This window comes from Pseudarthrobacter linnaei (genome assembly GCF_055412825.1).
The window spans coordinates 172,133-185,244 of the sequence record NZ_JBVAYX010000005.1; the positions used below are offsets into that span (position 1 = coordinate 172,133).

Annotated in this window: 13 protein-coding genes and 2 riboswitches; of the genes, 6 read left to right on the forward strand and 7 right to left on the reverse strand. The window is 69.0% G+C overall.

Annotated features, from left to right (window positions below):
• Positions 1 to 42: 42 nt before the first annotated feature.
• Positions 43 to 1,518 (reverse strand): cardiolipin synthase, encoded by a 1,476-nt coding sequence (cls, locus tag ACZYZ3_RS07285; RefSeq protein ID WP_463963155.1) that lies wholly within the window; start codon positions 1,516 to 1,518, stop codon positions 43 to 45.
• Positions 1,519 to 1,611: 93 nt separating this feature from the next.
• Here cls and ACZYZ3_RS07290 point away from each other — a divergent pair, with 93 nt between their 5' ends.
• The 4 genes from ACZYZ3_RS07290 (at position 1,612) to ACZYZ3_RS07305 (ending at position 4,785) form a co-directional block, all read left to right on the forward strand.
• Positions 1,612 to 2,574, forward strand: coding sequence for an aminodeoxychorismate lyase (locus ACZYZ3_RS07290; RefSeq protein ID WP_463963156.1), 963 nt, complete (start codon positions 1,612 to 1,614; stop codon positions 2,572 to 2,574).
• A gap of 147 nt (positions 2,575 to 2,721) precedes the next feature.
• A riboswitch (SAM riboswitch) is annotated at positions 2,722 to 2,836 on the forward strand.
• A 13-nt stretch (positions 2,837 to 2,849) separates the two neighbouring features.
• Positions 2,850 to 3,152, forward strand: a complete 303-nt coding sequence (locus ACZYZ3_RS07295; protein WP_463963157.1) for a DUF1737 domain-containing protein — start codon at positions 2,850 to 2,852, stop codon at positions 3,150 to 3,152.
• Positions 3,149 to 3,580, forward strand: coding sequence for a rhodanese-like domain-containing protein (locus ACZYZ3_RS07300; RefSeq protein WP_463963158.1), 432 nt, complete (start codon positions 3,149 to 3,151; stop codon positions 3,578 to 3,580). Before ACZYZ3_RS07295 ends, ACZYZ3_RS07300 begins: the two co-directional genes overlap by 4 nt.
• The gene (locus tag ACZYZ3_RS07305; RefSeq protein WP_463963159.1) at positions 3,577 to 4,785 is read left to right on the forward strand and encodes an O-succinylhomoserine sulfhydrylase; all 1,209 of its coding nucleotides are present in this window, start codon (positions 3,577 to 3,579) and stop codon (positions 4,783 to 4,785) included. The genes ACZYZ3_RS07300 and ACZYZ3_RS07305 overlap by 4 nt, the downstream gene beginning before the upstream one ends.
• An 18-nt stretch (positions 4,786 to 4,803) precedes the next feature.
• Here the strand turns inward: ACZYZ3_RS07305 and ACZYZ3_RS07310 are convergent, their stop codons facing one another.
• The 5 genes from ACZYZ3_RS07310 to ACZYZ3_RS07330 all read right to left on the reverse strand — a co-directional run bounded on the left by ACZYZ3_RS07310 (position 4,804) and on the right by ACZYZ3_RS07330 (position 10,925).
• Complete coding sequence (locus ACZYZ3_RS07310) at positions 4,804 to 5,997, reverse strand: glutamate--cysteine ligase 2 (RefSeq protein WP_463963160.1); 1,194 nt, start codon at positions 5,995 to 5,997, stop codon at positions 4,804 to 4,806.
• A 122-nt stretch (positions 5,998 to 6,119) separates the two neighbouring features.
• Positions 6,120 to 7,643, reverse strand: coding sequence for a UDP-N-acetylglucosamine 1-carboxyvinyltransferase (locus ACZYZ3_RS07315; RefSeq protein ID WP_463963161.1), 1,524 nt, complete (start codon positions 7,641 to 7,643; stop codon positions 6,120 to 6,122).
• Between the two features lie 96 nt (positions 7,644 to 7,739).
• Positions 7,740 to 8,543, reverse strand: coding sequence for an energy-coupling factor transporter transmembrane component T family protein (locus ACZYZ3_RS07320; protein ID WP_463963162.1), 804 nt, complete (start codon positions 8,541 to 8,543; stop codon positions 7,740 to 7,742).
• Positions 8,540 to 10,234 carry an ABC transporter ATP-binding protein gene (locus ACZYZ3_RS07325; RefSeq protein ID WP_463963163.1) on the reverse strand — a complete coding sequence of 565 codons (1,695 nt, stop codon included), beginning with the start codon at positions 10,232 to 10,234 and terminating at the stop codon, positions 8,540 to 8,542. Before ACZYZ3_RS07325 ends, ACZYZ3_RS07320 begins: the two co-directional genes overlap by 4 nt.
• A gap of 16 nt (positions 10,235 to 10,250) precedes the next feature.
• Entirely contained in the window at positions 10,251 to 10,925 is a 675-nt protein-coding gene (locus ACZYZ3_RS07330) for an ECF transporter S component (protein ID WP_463963164.1), read from the reverse strand.
• A 65-nt stretch (positions 10,926 to 10,990) separates the two neighbouring features.
• Positions 10,991 to 11,134: riboswitch (TPP riboswitch) on the reverse strand.
• Positions 11,135 to 11,336: 202 nt separating this feature from the next.
• Here ACZYZ3_RS07330 and ACZYZ3_RS07335 point away from each other — a divergent pair.
• A complete protein-coding gene (locus tag ACZYZ3_RS07335; RefSeq protein ID WP_463963165.1) occupies positions 11,337 to 11,882 on the forward strand; it encodes a heme-degrading domain-containing protein in 546 nt (181 codons plus the stop codon).
• Here ACZYZ3_RS07335 and ACZYZ3_RS07340 read toward each other — a convergent pair.
• A complete protein-coding gene (locus ACZYZ3_RS07340; RefSeq protein WP_463963166.1) occupies positions 11,874 to 12,641 on the reverse strand; it encodes a DUF4386 family protein in 768 nt (255 codons plus the stop codon). The genes ACZYZ3_RS07335 and ACZYZ3_RS07340 overlap by 9 nt on opposite strands.
• A 178-nt stretch (positions 12,642 to 12,819) precedes the next feature.
• On the opposite strand from ACZYZ3_RS07340, the gene ACZYZ3_RS07345 reads away from it, so the two are divergent.
• Complete coding sequence (locus ACZYZ3_RS07345; protein WP_463963167.1) at positions 12,820 to 13,083, forward strand: DUF4235 domain-containing protein; 264 nt, start codon at positions 12,820 to 12,822, stop codon at positions 13,081 to 13,083.
• Positions 13,084 to 13,112: the final 29 nt, after the last annotated feature.

Genomic DNA, 13,112 nt, shown 5'->3' on the forward strand with positions numbered 1-13,112 from the left:
CACCCGGGCTGCGGCGGGCGCCTGGGCTGCGGCGGGTGCCGGCTACTGCAGCGTCGCCGTTAGCCGGGCGACGTTGTCCACGTATTTGACCCCCATCGGCCGCTTCATCCAGTCCTCGAGCGTCAGTTCGCGCGAAATGTCCCGGTATGTGTCCTCCACGACGCTGATCCGCTGCACGATGTCCTCCCCCAGGAGCATCACCGAGACCTCGAGGTTCAGCGAGAAGGAACGCATGTCCATGTTGCTGGAACCCAGCACGGCCACCTCGTTGTCGATCGTGAAGTGCTTGGCATGGAGCACGAACGGGGCCTTATAGAGGTAGATCCGCACCCCGGCCTCCAGCAGCGCCTCGTAGTAGGACTGCTGGGCATGGTGGACCAGGAACTGGTCGCCCTTTTCCGAGACGAAGAGCTCGACGTCGACGCCGCGCTGCGCCGCCGTCGTCACCGCATACAGCAGCGAATCATCGGGGACGAAGTAGGGGCTGCAGATCGAGATCTTGCGCTGCGCGGAGTAGATCAGCGTGTTGAAGAGCCGCAGGTTGTTTTCGGTGATGAAGCCGGGGCCGCTGGGCACCACCTGGGCCGTGACGTGCCCGGCGTGCAGTTCGGGCCGGTGCGCGAGCTGGTCCTCGAGGGATTCGTCGGTTTCACTGAGCCAGTCGGTGGCGAAGACGACGTTGAGGGTGGTGACGATCGGCCCGCGCAGGGACGCCATCAGCTCGACCCATTCGCGGCCCATCTTGCGGTGCCGCGGGTTGTTGTAGGAGGGCTCGATCAGGTTCTGCGACCCGGTGAACGCGATCTCACCGTCGACCACCATGATCTTGCGGTGGTTGCGCAGGTCCGGCCGGCGCCATTGCCCCTGCAGCGGGTTCAGCGGCAGCATGGGCCGCCAGCGGATCTTGCTGGCCTTGAGCCGGGCGATCAAACGGCTGTAGCCCTTGATGCGCAGGGTCCCCAGGTGGTCGAACAGGAGGCGGACTTTTACGCCGCGGTCGGCGGCCTCCTCCATTGCGGTCAACAGCTCGTCCGTGACATGGTCCGAGCTCAAAATGTAGAACTCCGCGTTGACGAATTCCTTGGCCTCCCGGACGGCGGCCGCCATCGCCTTGATCGAGGTCGGGTAGCCGGGCAGGAGCTCCACCCGGTTGCCGTCCACCATCGGCAGCGAGCCCAGAGTCTTGTTCAGTTCCGCCGCGGAGGAGACCCATTCCGGGCCCTCGTAGCGGCTTTCCAGCATCGCCAGGTCGGAGGCGCCGGCGCGTACCCGGGTGCTCACGGCGTCCTGCTGTGCCCGGCGCTTGCGGGAGAGCCGGAAATTGCCGAAGAGCAGGAAGAGGACCAGGCCCACGGCCGGGACGAAGAAGATGATCAGCAGCCAGGCCATGGCCGTGGTGGGGCGCCGGTTTCCGGGGATGATGCCGAGTGCCAGCACCCGGATGGCGAGGTCAACGACGGTGAGGATCAGGATCACCCAGGAGGGCAGGGATTCCGCCAGGGAAAATGGCCACAACACAGACGAACCCCTCAAGCTCCAGACCCGCGGAACAGTTCCGGAACGGGCAACCGTCAAATCCTATCCCGCAGCCCGCCGCACTAAGCTGAAGCCATGACTTCTCCTGCTGCCGTCCCCGCCCCCGTCCCGGTGCTGGTGTTCCTGGATCCCGCGTTCGACGGCGGTCGGCTGGCCGACGCCACGAGGCCGCAGCTGATGGCGACGGACCAGGGCGCCACCCGCGGCGACGGTGTTTTCGAGTCGCTGCTGGCCGTGGGCGGGCAGCCCCGCAAGCTCCAGGCGCACCTGGACCGGCTGGCCGGGTCCGCCCGGCTGCTGGAGCTGGACATCCCGGCCGAGGACGCCTGGCGCCGGGCCATCACGACGGCGACCAGCGAATACCGGCGCCGGCACGTGCCGGCCGCCGCAAGTGTCGGGGACGACGAACTCGTGGTCAAGCTCCTCGTAACCCGCGGCGTCGAAGGTGCGCCCGGGCCCACCTGCTGGGTCCAGGCCTCCGCCCCCGGGCCCGCCGGGAGGCGCCAGCGCGACACCGGGATCGACGTCATTCTGCTGGACCGCGGCTACGACAGCGACATCGGGGAACGGGCCCCGTGGCTGCTCCTGGGCGCCAAGACCCTGTCCTACGCCGTCAACATGGCCGCGCTTCGCTACGCCCGCGCCCAGGGCGCGGACGACGTCATCTTCACCTCCGCGGACGGCCAGGTCCTGGAGGGTCCGACGTCGACCGTGCTGCTCGCCCACCTGGAGACCACCGACGACGGCGCCGGCGGGGTCCGCACCGTCCGGCGGCTCATCACGCCCCAGCTCGACAGCGGGATCCTGCCCGGCACCTCGCAGGGCGCCTTGTTCACCGCGGCCAAGGCCGCGGGCTGGGAGCTGGGCTACGGCCCGCTGGAGCCCCGCGACCTGTACGACGCCGATGCCGTGTGGCTAATCTCCAGCATCCGGCTGCTGGCGCCCGTCAACCACATCGACGGCAAGGAAATCGGCACGCCGGAGCTGCGCCGGCAGCTCACGGCGGAGCTCAACGCGCTGTACGCCACGATCGAGTAGCCCGTTACCGAAACAACGCGGGGTCAGCTAGCGCCCATCCGGGGCGCCGGGATGGGCCGTAGCTGACCCCGCGTTGCTTGAAGGACCGTTACTTAACATGACGGCCGCGGCGGTGCTGCCGGCGTTGCAGGTGTTACGTTTTTGGTGAGTAATGAGAACCGGCGCCAAGCCCTGACTGGCCGGTCGGCAACCCTCCCTTTCGCGGCGGGGTGCCTCAGGTGAATACTCGGCAATCGACCCATTCGAGCTGCAAGCGTGAAAGAAGGAGATCCGTCGTGCCTGACGCTTCCGCCCCCGCTGTCCCCGCAACAGCACCCGCCCCCGCAGTCCACGGTGCCGCCGGGGAGAAACTGGCATACCGCCTGTTCACGGGCCCCGATGACCGCGCCTTCTGCGAGCGCGTCTCGGCCGCCCTCGCCGAGGGCTATGTGCTGCACGGCGGCCCGGCCGCCACGTCCAACGGCGGCCGCGTCATCGTGGCGCAGGCCGTGGTGCTGCCGGCCGCGGTCGCCAGCGCCGACGCCGCCGTCGCCAATGCCGTGGATGATCTCGAGTTCGACGGCGGGGGCCACGCGTGAGCTACGCCGGGGACCTCAGCCCGCAGGAGGCCTGGGCCAAGCTGGAGGACGGCGCCATTCTGGTGGACGTCCGTACCGAGGGCGAATGGGCTCACATCGGCATCCCGGACACCGCGGCCGCGGGCATCAAGCGCAATGACCCGCTCTTCATCCAGTGGAACCTGGCCGGCGGCATCCCCAATGCGCGCTTCATAGAACAGCTAACGCTGCAGCTGAAACAACAGGCGCCCGGCGGCAGCACCGAACTGGTCTTCCTGTGCCGTTCGGGCGCCCGGTCCGTGGCCGCGGCGACGGCGGCGACGGAGGCCGGGTTCATGTCCTACAACGTCCTTGAGGGCTTCGAGGGCGAGCCGGACCGCCACGGCGAACGCACCGTCAACGGCTGGAAGAACCGCGGCCTGCCCACCACCTCGGAAAGCACTAAGTGACCTTCAACCCTGACGCCGCCGGCTGGAGCGCCGACACCCAGGCCGTCCGCGGCGGACTCGACCGCACCGCCTTCCAGGAAACGTCCGAACCGGTCTTCCTGAACTCCGGCTTCGTGTACGAATCCGCGGCCGCCGCGGAGCGCGCCTTCACCGGCGAGGACGAGCGCTTCGTCTACTCCCGCTACGGCAACCCCTCGGTGGCCACCTTCCAGGAACGGCTCCGGCTGCTCGAGGGCACCGAGGCATGCTTCGCCACCGCCTCGGGCATGTCCGCGGTCTTCACCGCCCTCGGCGCCCTGCTGGCCGCCGGCGACCGGGTGGTCGCGGCCCGTTCGCTGTTCGGATCCTGCTTCGTGATCCTCAACGAAATTCTTCCCCGCTGGGGCGTCGAGACGGTCTTTGTGGACGGCCCGGACCTGGAGCAGTGGCGGTCCGCGCTGTCCGAACCGACCACGGCCGTCTTCTTCGAGTCGCCGTCGAACCCAATGCAGGAAATTGTGGATATCGCCGCCGTGAGCGACCTGGCGCACGCCGCCGGGGCGACGGTCGTCGTCGACAATGTCTTTGCCACCCCCCTGCTGCAGCGCTGCGGGGAGCTCGGCGCGGACGTGGTCGTGTATTCGGGGACCAAACACATCGACGGCCAGGGCCGGGTGCTCGGCGGCGCGATCCTGGGCACCAAGGAGTTCATCGAGGGTCCCGTCAAGCAGCTCATGCGCCACACCGGCCCGGCGCTCTCCGCGTTCAACGCCTGGGTGCTGACCAAGGGGCTGGAGACCATGGCCCTGCGCGTGAACCATTCCTCCGCCTCCGCGCTGCAGCTTGCCGAATGGCTGGAGGAGCAGCCCGCGGTCAGCTGGGTCAGGTACCCGCTGCTGCCGTCCCACCCGCAGTACGAACTGGCCGCCCGGCAAATGAAGGCCGGCGGCACCGTGCTGACCTTCGAGCTCTCCCCGTCCGCCGGGCGTTCAGCGAGAGAGGCTGCGTTCGCGCTGCTCGACGCGCTGCGGATCATCGATATCTCGAACAACCTGGGCGATTCGAAGTCGCTCATCACCCACCCCGCCACCACAACGCACCGCGCCATGGGGCCCGGAGGCCGGGCGGCGATCGGGCTTAGTGACGGGGTGGTGCGCCTCTCCGTGGGCCTCGAGGACCTCGAGGACCTGACCCGCGACCTCGGCCAGGGGCTCAAGCAGGTTTAGGGCTGTTACGGTCCGCGGTCAGGGTCGGCCGCGGCGGACCCTGCCCAGGGATGAGCCCTGGGCCGCCGGGTCCCCGGTTATGGTTCCCTGCATGGTCACGTCGACGGCCCGTTCGACGACGGCGGCCAGCCCGCCTGCGGGAAACGGCTCCCGCTGCAGCTGCGACCCTGTGCCCTCCGCCAGGATTCGGCCGACGCCCGCCCGCACCAGGTCCAGCTCACCCTGCTCCTCCAGCACGGGGGCCACAAAGTCCACCAGCGCGTGGACCACCTCCGCGGCGGGGGCCGGGGTGAAGGTTCCGAAGTCCAGCAACTGCCCGCCGAGTCCGCAGTTGCTGGCCTGCCACGCAGCCATCCGCAGCAGCAGCGTCGGCACCGGGGCGGGATCGACGCCGTCGTTCCATTCCCGGGACGCCGACTCGACGAGCGCGCGCACAAGCACGGCGATCAGCGCCGCGTCCTCGGCGCGCAGGCAGACATCGGCGACCCGGATCTCCACGGTGGGATGCTGCCGGCACAGCCGCGCGTCGAAGTAGATCATCCCTTCGTCCATCAGGACGCCGCTTTCGATCAGCCGCGTCACCACCCGCCGGTAGACCGGCAGGCTGCCGAAGATCATCGTGGGGCCGGAGCCCGGCCACCGGTTCCAGGCCTGCGTGCGGTAGCTTTCGAACCCGGTCTCCGCGCCGTTCCAGTAGGGCGAGTTCGCGCTGAGCGCGATCAGCACGGCGAGCTTGTCGCGGATCCGGTCCATCACCGCCACGCCTTCCTCCGGAGACTCCACGAAGGTATGGACGTGCAGGCCGCAGGTCAGCTGGTTCCGGACCGTGAGTCCGAAGCGTTCCTGCATGGTCAGATAGCGCTGATTCGGCGTCAGGTGGGTGGCGGCGCGGTGCGGGGAGGTGGCGAGCGCGGCGACGCGGCCGCCGTGCACCCGGGCGGCGCGGTCCGCGAGTGCCCGGCCCTGATTGAGCTGCCGGAGCAGTTCGGTGTGGTCCAGGCACGGCCGCGTCTGGGTTTCGATCTGTTCCAGTTTGAGTTCGTGGCTGAAATCGGTGCCCACGCCGGCGTCATGCAGCCGTGCCGGGTCAACCGCGCCCGCGTCCTGCTTCGGCGGGACCAGGCTGGGCAGCATGACCTCGGCGAGGGCGAGCAGCAAACCCGTTTCGGGGTCCACTATCAGCAGTTCTTCCTCCACGCCGAAGGTGCGCATGGTTCTATTGTGCGACAGGATCCGCCGAAACGCTCTACCCAACGCGGGGTCACACCGCGCCCATGCAGGGCCTCAGGATGGGCGCGGAGTGACCCCGCGTTGCCTGGATTTGTCCGGAGGATTCACTCCTGGAAGTACTCGATCTTCGCGCCGATGGTGTTGAGCCGCTCGGCCAGGTCCTCGTAGCCGCGCTCGATCACGTAGATGTTGCGCAGTTCCGAAACGCCGCGGGCCGCGAGCATCGCCAGCAGCAGGCAGGCAGCGGGGCGGAGTGCCGGCGGGCAGCCCACCTCGGCCGCACGCCATTTGGTGGGTCCCTTGACATAGATCCGGTGCGGATCCAGCAGCTGCACCTGGGCGCCGAGTTTGTTCAGCTCGGTCAGGTAGATCGCCCGGTTGTCATAGACCCAGTCGTGGATCATCGTCTGGCCCTGGGCATTCGCGGCGATGACCGCGAAGAAGGGCAGGTTGTCGATGTTCAGCCCGGGGAAGGGCATGGGGTGGATCTTGTCCTCGGGGGCGCGCAGTTCCGAGGTCCGGGTGGTGACGTCCACCAGCCGGGTGCGCCCGTTCCGGGCCAGGTACTCGCCGGAGACCTCCAGCCGCTGGCCCATCTGTTCCAGCGTCGCGAGTTCGATTTCCATGAACTCGATCGGGACGCGCCGGATGGTCACTTCCGAGTTCGTGACGATACCGGCGGTGATCAGGCTCATCGCCTCGATCGGGTCCTCGGAGGGGAAGTATTCGATGTCGGCGTGAACGGCGGGGCGGCCGGTGATCTTCAGCGTCGTGGTCCCCACGCCCTCGATCCCGACGCCGAGCATCTGCAGGTAGAAGCAAAGATCCTGCACCATGTAATTGGGGCTGGCGTTGCGGATGACAGTGGTGCCGCTGCGGTGCGCGGCGGCCATGATGGCGTTTTCGGTGACGGTGTCGCCGCGTTCGCTGAGTACAAAGGAGCGGTCAAGCCCGTCCGACGGCGGCGCCTGCACGGCGTAGAAGCCGGCCTTGGCGTCGACGCTGAGGCCGAACTGGCGCAGCGCCTGCATGTGCGGCTGCACGGTGCGGGTACCGAGGTCGCAGCCGCCGGCGTAGGGCAGCCGGTACTCACTGGATTCGTCCAGGAGCGGCCCCAGCAGCATGATGACGCTGCGGGTCCGGCGGGCCGCCTCGACGTCCATCGAAGCGAGATCCAGCACGGCGGGGCGGCGGATCTGCAGGTCGTTGGCGTTGAGCCAGGTGCATTCGACGCCGATGCTGGTCAGCACCTCGACGATCCGGTTGACCTCTTCGATCCGGGCGAGCCGCCGCAGGGTCGTGGTGCCGCGGTTGATCAGGCTGGCGCAGAGCAGGGCGACGCCGGCGTTCTTGCTGCTGTTGACGTCGACGGAGCCGGACAAGGTGCGGCCACCCTCGACCCGGAGGTGCGTCATGGCCGGCCTGCCCACCTTGACGATGCTCCGGCCGAAGATGGACTCGAGCCGCTGGATCATTTTCAGGCTCAGGTTCTGCTTGCCCTGTTCCATGCGGGCAATCGCGCTCTGGCTGGTCCCCAGCTCGGCGGCGAGCTGCCCCTGGGTCCAGCCTTTCTGGCCGCGGGCGTCGCGGAGCAGGGCACCAACTTCTTCAGCAGTCTCTTGAGTCATCCCCAGAAAATATCACGGATGAGTTATTAGTCAACGTAATTCCGGCCGGAATGCCGCTAATCTCACAGGCATACCCGCGCCGTGCGATATCCGCTGCTACTGCCGGGCGAGGAAGACCATGTTCCAGGTTCCCGCCGCCAGCGAGGCAGCGACGGCGGCGCCGGCGATCAGGACCCCGCCCAGCAGCACCCAGGCGTCCACGCCGCTGTAGGTCGATTTCCGGGCCCAGGTCCGGTGTGCGCCGCCGAAGCCCCGGGCTTCCATGGTGACCGCGAGCCGGGAGGCGCGCCGGACGGCCTGCACCAGCAGCCCGAAGCCCTGCCCCAGGGCGGCGCGGAGCCGCTGCCGCGGATTCCCGTGGGAGCCTACGCCGCGGGCGCGGCGTGCCATCCCGATGGTCTGCCATTCTTCGGCCATGAGCCCAACGAGCCGCATCGCGGCCAGGGTCCCGAGGACGAAACGGTGCGGCAGCTTCGCCTTCTGCGCGAGGGCGTCCGCCAGGTCCGTGGGGTCCGTGCAGCTCATCAGCAGCACCGCCGGCAGCGCGATGGCCAGACCGCGGATCATGAACCCCACCCCGAGTTCGAGGGACCCTTCGCTGATGGACCAGATCCTGGCGTCGAGCAGGATGCTCCCGCTGTCGGGGGCCAGGATCGTGGTGCTCCAGCCGCCCAGTGCGGCGGCCAGGATCAGCGGCCAGCCCCGCTGCCAGAGCAGGCCGAGGGTCAGGCCGGCCAGCGGCAGGAGCGCCAGCTCGAACGCAAGGGCAACCGAAGCGGACACCCAGTCGATCGACAGCGCCAGCACCATCGTGATGAGCATTACGGCTGCGAACTTCGCCAGCGGGTTCGCGCGGGTCAGCAGGGCATGGTTCCCGCGCAACGTCAGTTCCTGCCTCATGGCGCGGCGACCTTCCGCGTTTGCCGGGGGCCCGGTTCTGGGTCTCCCGGTTTCCGGGGGCCCGGTTTCCGGGGGCCCGGGGCCCGGTGTTCCGGGGCCCGGAGGCTCAGCCCGGTGCCGCCCAGGACCGCGCTGAATTCGGCATCGTGCGTCACGGACACGACGGCGGTGCCATCGTCGAGCAGTTCGGAGAGGAAGGAGGCCAGCTCGGCCCAGGTGTTGGCGTCCTGGCCGAAGGTGGGCTCGTCCAGAACGAGTACCTGGGGATGGGCGGCAAGGACGGTGGCCACCGACAGGCGCCGCTTTTCACCACCGGAGAGTGTGTAGGGATTGGCGTCCACCAGCTCCGTGAGCCGCAGCCGCTCCAGCAGTTCGTCCACACGCTCCCCGCCGCGGCCCAGGTGCCGGGGCCCGACCATCAGCTCGTCGAGCACCCGGCCTGTGACGAACTGGTGCTCGGGTTCCTGGAACACGGTGCCGATCCGGGCGATCAGCTGCTGGGCCTTCCACCGGTACGGGTCGATCCCGGCGCCGGCGCTGAGTTCCACGGTGGCGGAGACCCTGCCGGACACCGGCGCGAGCAACCCGGCGAGCGTGAGGGCGAAGGTGGACTTCCCTGAGCCGTTGGGCCCGGTGATGGTCAGGGCCTCCCCGGCCCGGACCTGGGCCGTGATGCCGGACTGCACGGGTTGCGGCGGGACGGACCGGAAGCCGCCGCGGAGACCGGCGCGCCGCGGGCGTTCGCGCGAAACGGCCAGGTCCTCCGCGGCCAGCAGCAACCGGCCCGCGGTGCTGGCACCGGGGGCCGTCCCCGCGGATGCCCCGGAGGCGCCGGTGTCCCGTGTGCCGCCGCGCGCACGGGTCGGGGGCACGTAGCCCGGCACCCAGACTCCCGCCGCGGTGAGCATGTCCCGTGCCTGCGCCAGGATCTGGTCCGGCGGCCCGTCGATCAGCACAGCGGAGTCCGTGGCCGAGCCGGGCTGCAGCACCACGATCCGGTCCACAAGGTCCTTCCAGACCGAGACCCGGTGCTCCACCACCACCAGGGTGGCTCCGGTTTTATCCAGGCACCGGCCGACGGCGTCGCGGACTTCCAGGACGCCGGCGGGATCGAGGTTGGCGGTGGGTTCATCGAGCAGGATCAGCCCGGGGCGCATCGCCAGGATGCCGGCGAGCGCCAGGCGCTGTTTCTGCCCGCCGGAGAGCGACGACGTCGGGTGGTCCAGCGGCAGCCGGCCCAGCCCGACGTCGTCGAGCGCTTCCGCCACCCGGGACCAGATGTCATCCGGTGGCACGGAGAGGTTCTCCGCGCCGAAGGCGACGTCGTCGCCGAGGCGCGAGAGCACCACCTGGGTCTCCGGGTCCTGCTGCATCAGCCCGGCCCGGCCGCGCCGGGACCGCGGCGGGGCGCCGTCGATCAGCAGGCTGCCGGACTCGTCCGCGTCCTCGGCGTCCGCCGCGGCGCCGGATGCTGGGTCGGCACCGCCGGTGGAGCTGTCGCCAAGTACCCCGGCCAGGGCGTGGAGCAGCGTGGACTTGCCGGCACCCGAGGGTCCCAGCAGCAGCACGCGCTCCCCGGGCCGGATGTCCAGGTCCAGGCTGCTGACCGCCGGCCGGGACCGGCCGGCGTGCCGCCAGCCCCAGCCGCGGGCGGCGACCGTGGCCGGGCGGACCGTATCGGAGGATCTCATGGTCAGAGTGCGGACGTCAGGAGAAGACCGGCTCCGTGGCGGCCCTGCGGGAGGCAAAGGAACTCAGCACACCGGTCCTGGCCAGGCCGCGGGTCGCGAGCCAGGACAGTGCGCCGGCGATCAGAGCGCCGGAGATGGCGGTGAAAATGATGTACGCGAGCTTGTCGCCGCCGGAGTAGGCGATGTTCCAGCCCCAGGGCATGAACGAATCATTCAGGCCGCAGAACAGGCCCGCCCCGGCACCGGCCAACAGGGACACCGGCAGGTTGAACTTCTTGTACATGAAGGCGGCGAAGACCAATTCGGCGCCCAGGCCCTGCAACAGGCCGGAGAAGAGCACTGTGGTGCCGTACTGCGAACCCATGATCAGCTCGCCGGTGGCGGCCACGCCTTCGCAGAACAGCGCGGCGCCCGGCTTGCGGATGATGAGCATGCCCAGTACCGCGGGGATCATCCAGCCGCCGGCGTAGAGTCCGGTAAGCGGCGGGTAGAACGCGTTGACCGGGGCGGAAACAAGGTTGGCGCCCTGGGACCAGGCCCAGAAAATCACGCCGCCGGCCACCGCGACCAACGCGGCCACCACAATGTCCACCACACGCCAGTTGTGGCTCCGTCTGGCGGGAGTGGTGGCAGTTGCGTGCCCGGCGGGTTCGTGCCCGGCAGATTCATGCTTGGCTGATGTGTCAGTCATATTTTCCTCCTGAGGAACAGGAGGGGAGAGTGACCCGGGGAAGCAGCCTCCGCCACCGCCCCGCGCACTCTGAGAACTCGACTCCCTTGCGCCGGTACTAACCGGATCAGGTTCGAGGGTCTGCGGCTGTCCGCACTCTCAGCGCCCACCTGTGGTGTCCCCGGATTTCTCCGGTGATGCCCGACGGCGGCGCTCCCCTGTCGTATCTAAATTTCGCCCTTGTGGGCGTGGCCCAGTTTACACCTGTGGCGCGCCGTTTTTCGGAGCCGGCCGTCACAATCCGCCGGTGCTCGCACCGGTGACCCGGAACGGCCGGCTTGGTAGAGTCGGCAAGGCACGGGAAAACCGGACGCCGCAGCCTACCTGCCAGCGGGCCGGCCACCCACGGCGGACCAACGGAAGCTGAATTCTTTGACCACCTCACCAGTATCTTCCCCCGACTACGATCCGGACTCCCCGGAACCGCAGCCGCACGGGTCCCTGGGGACACTCATCGGCCGCATCCTGGCCGAAATGGACGAGCTGCAGTTCCGGTCGTTCAGCAAGGACGATGCCCTGGACCTTGGGCTCCTCCTGGTGGAACTGGGCCGGCAACGCTCCCACCCGATCGCCATCGACATCACCAAAGGTGAGCAGGTGCTTTTCCACGCGGCGCTGGAGGGTGCCACCCCGGACAACGAACGATGGATCAGGGCCAAACAGCGAACGGCCGTGCGGTACGAAGTCCCGTCACTGCTGGTCGGGCTCCGGGCCCGGGCGGCCGGCGGACGAATCGAGGATCACGCCTGGTTCGACCAGCAGGAGTTCGCCGCGCACGGCGGCGCTTTCCCCATCTACCTGCGCGGAACCGGGATGGTCGCCACGGTCACGGTCTCGGGGCTGCCGCAGAAGGCCGACCATGAGCTGGTGGTTGAGGCCCTGTCGGAAATCCTCGGCCACTCCGGGGCGTCAGCCTAGCCTGTCGCGGTTGCCGCTGCTCCGGGGCGTCCGCGCCGCCAGCCGGATCAGCGCAAGTCCCACGGCCACGAACCAGATCCACAGCAGCACCCCATAGCCCCAGTAGAATTCCGGGACGGCGTGCCGCAGCGCCTCCGAGACGACGCCCAGGCCGCCCGTGGCTATCCCGAGCCACGCGAGGGTCCTCGGCAGCACCCCCTGCAGCATGACGCAGGAGATCAGCAGGATACCGAACGCGGACAGGACCCCGACGATGGCGGGGGTGTTGTTCTCTGCGACGATGGCCTCGGCGGCGGTCGCGTAGCGGAGCCGGGCTGCGTCATCGCCGGCCGCGGTGTACCGGTCGCTGAGGTATATGAGCACCAACGAGCCCCTGCTGGTGACCGGGACGGCGAGGAGCAATGCCCATGCCAGGCCGCCGGCCACGGTAGCCAGCAGGGCCAGGCTCTTGTCGAGCGGGGCGAGCGCCACGAAGAGGGCGACGAACACCAGCACCGGCAGGATGTTCGGCACGATCCACAGCAGCTGTTCGGCGAGGTAGATCCCCTTGTTCCGCGCGATGAACTCGAGCGTCTCGGCGCCTCCGTGGACCGGCGGCGGGGCGGCGAAGTCCAGAACCAGGGCCAGAATCAGCAGCGCCACGAAGAGAACCGAGGAGATGCCGGTCCAGAAATAGAGCCGCCGCCAGGTCTGGCCGTCAGCCGATGTGGCGGGCTGCGGCGGGGGATGGCTCCATGGCCGGGTTTTCGGCTGGTCCATGCTCGAAGGTAGGACCGGGCGGGGCCCGCCGGACAGGGCCGTTGGTCCCGGGCCGCCCAGCAGGCAGGGGCTGTGTCCCGGCCCGCGGCGGCGGTCCCGCGTCCCTTGGCTGAACCCCCTGGCCGGGAACGCTAGGCTAGGGGAAGCCCTGTTCCCTCCCCCACAAGGAGTCCGAAGAATGAACATCTTCATCAAACTGCTCGGCACCGGCATCAGCCTGCTCGCCGGCTACGTCGGCACCAAGCTCGTTGACACCGTCTGGGAGAAATCCACGGGCAACAAGCCGCCCAAGGACCACGACCACGATGTGCCCACCACGCTGCGCTCGGCCCTGACTTTCGCGCTGATCTCAGCCTCGGTCAGCGCCACCATCCAGGTCCTCGCCAACCGCGGCACCCAGCGTGCGATCACCCGCTTCGCCAAGTCCCGGGACCTGGTTTAACAAGACCTGGTTTAGTGCGCATCGCTCGA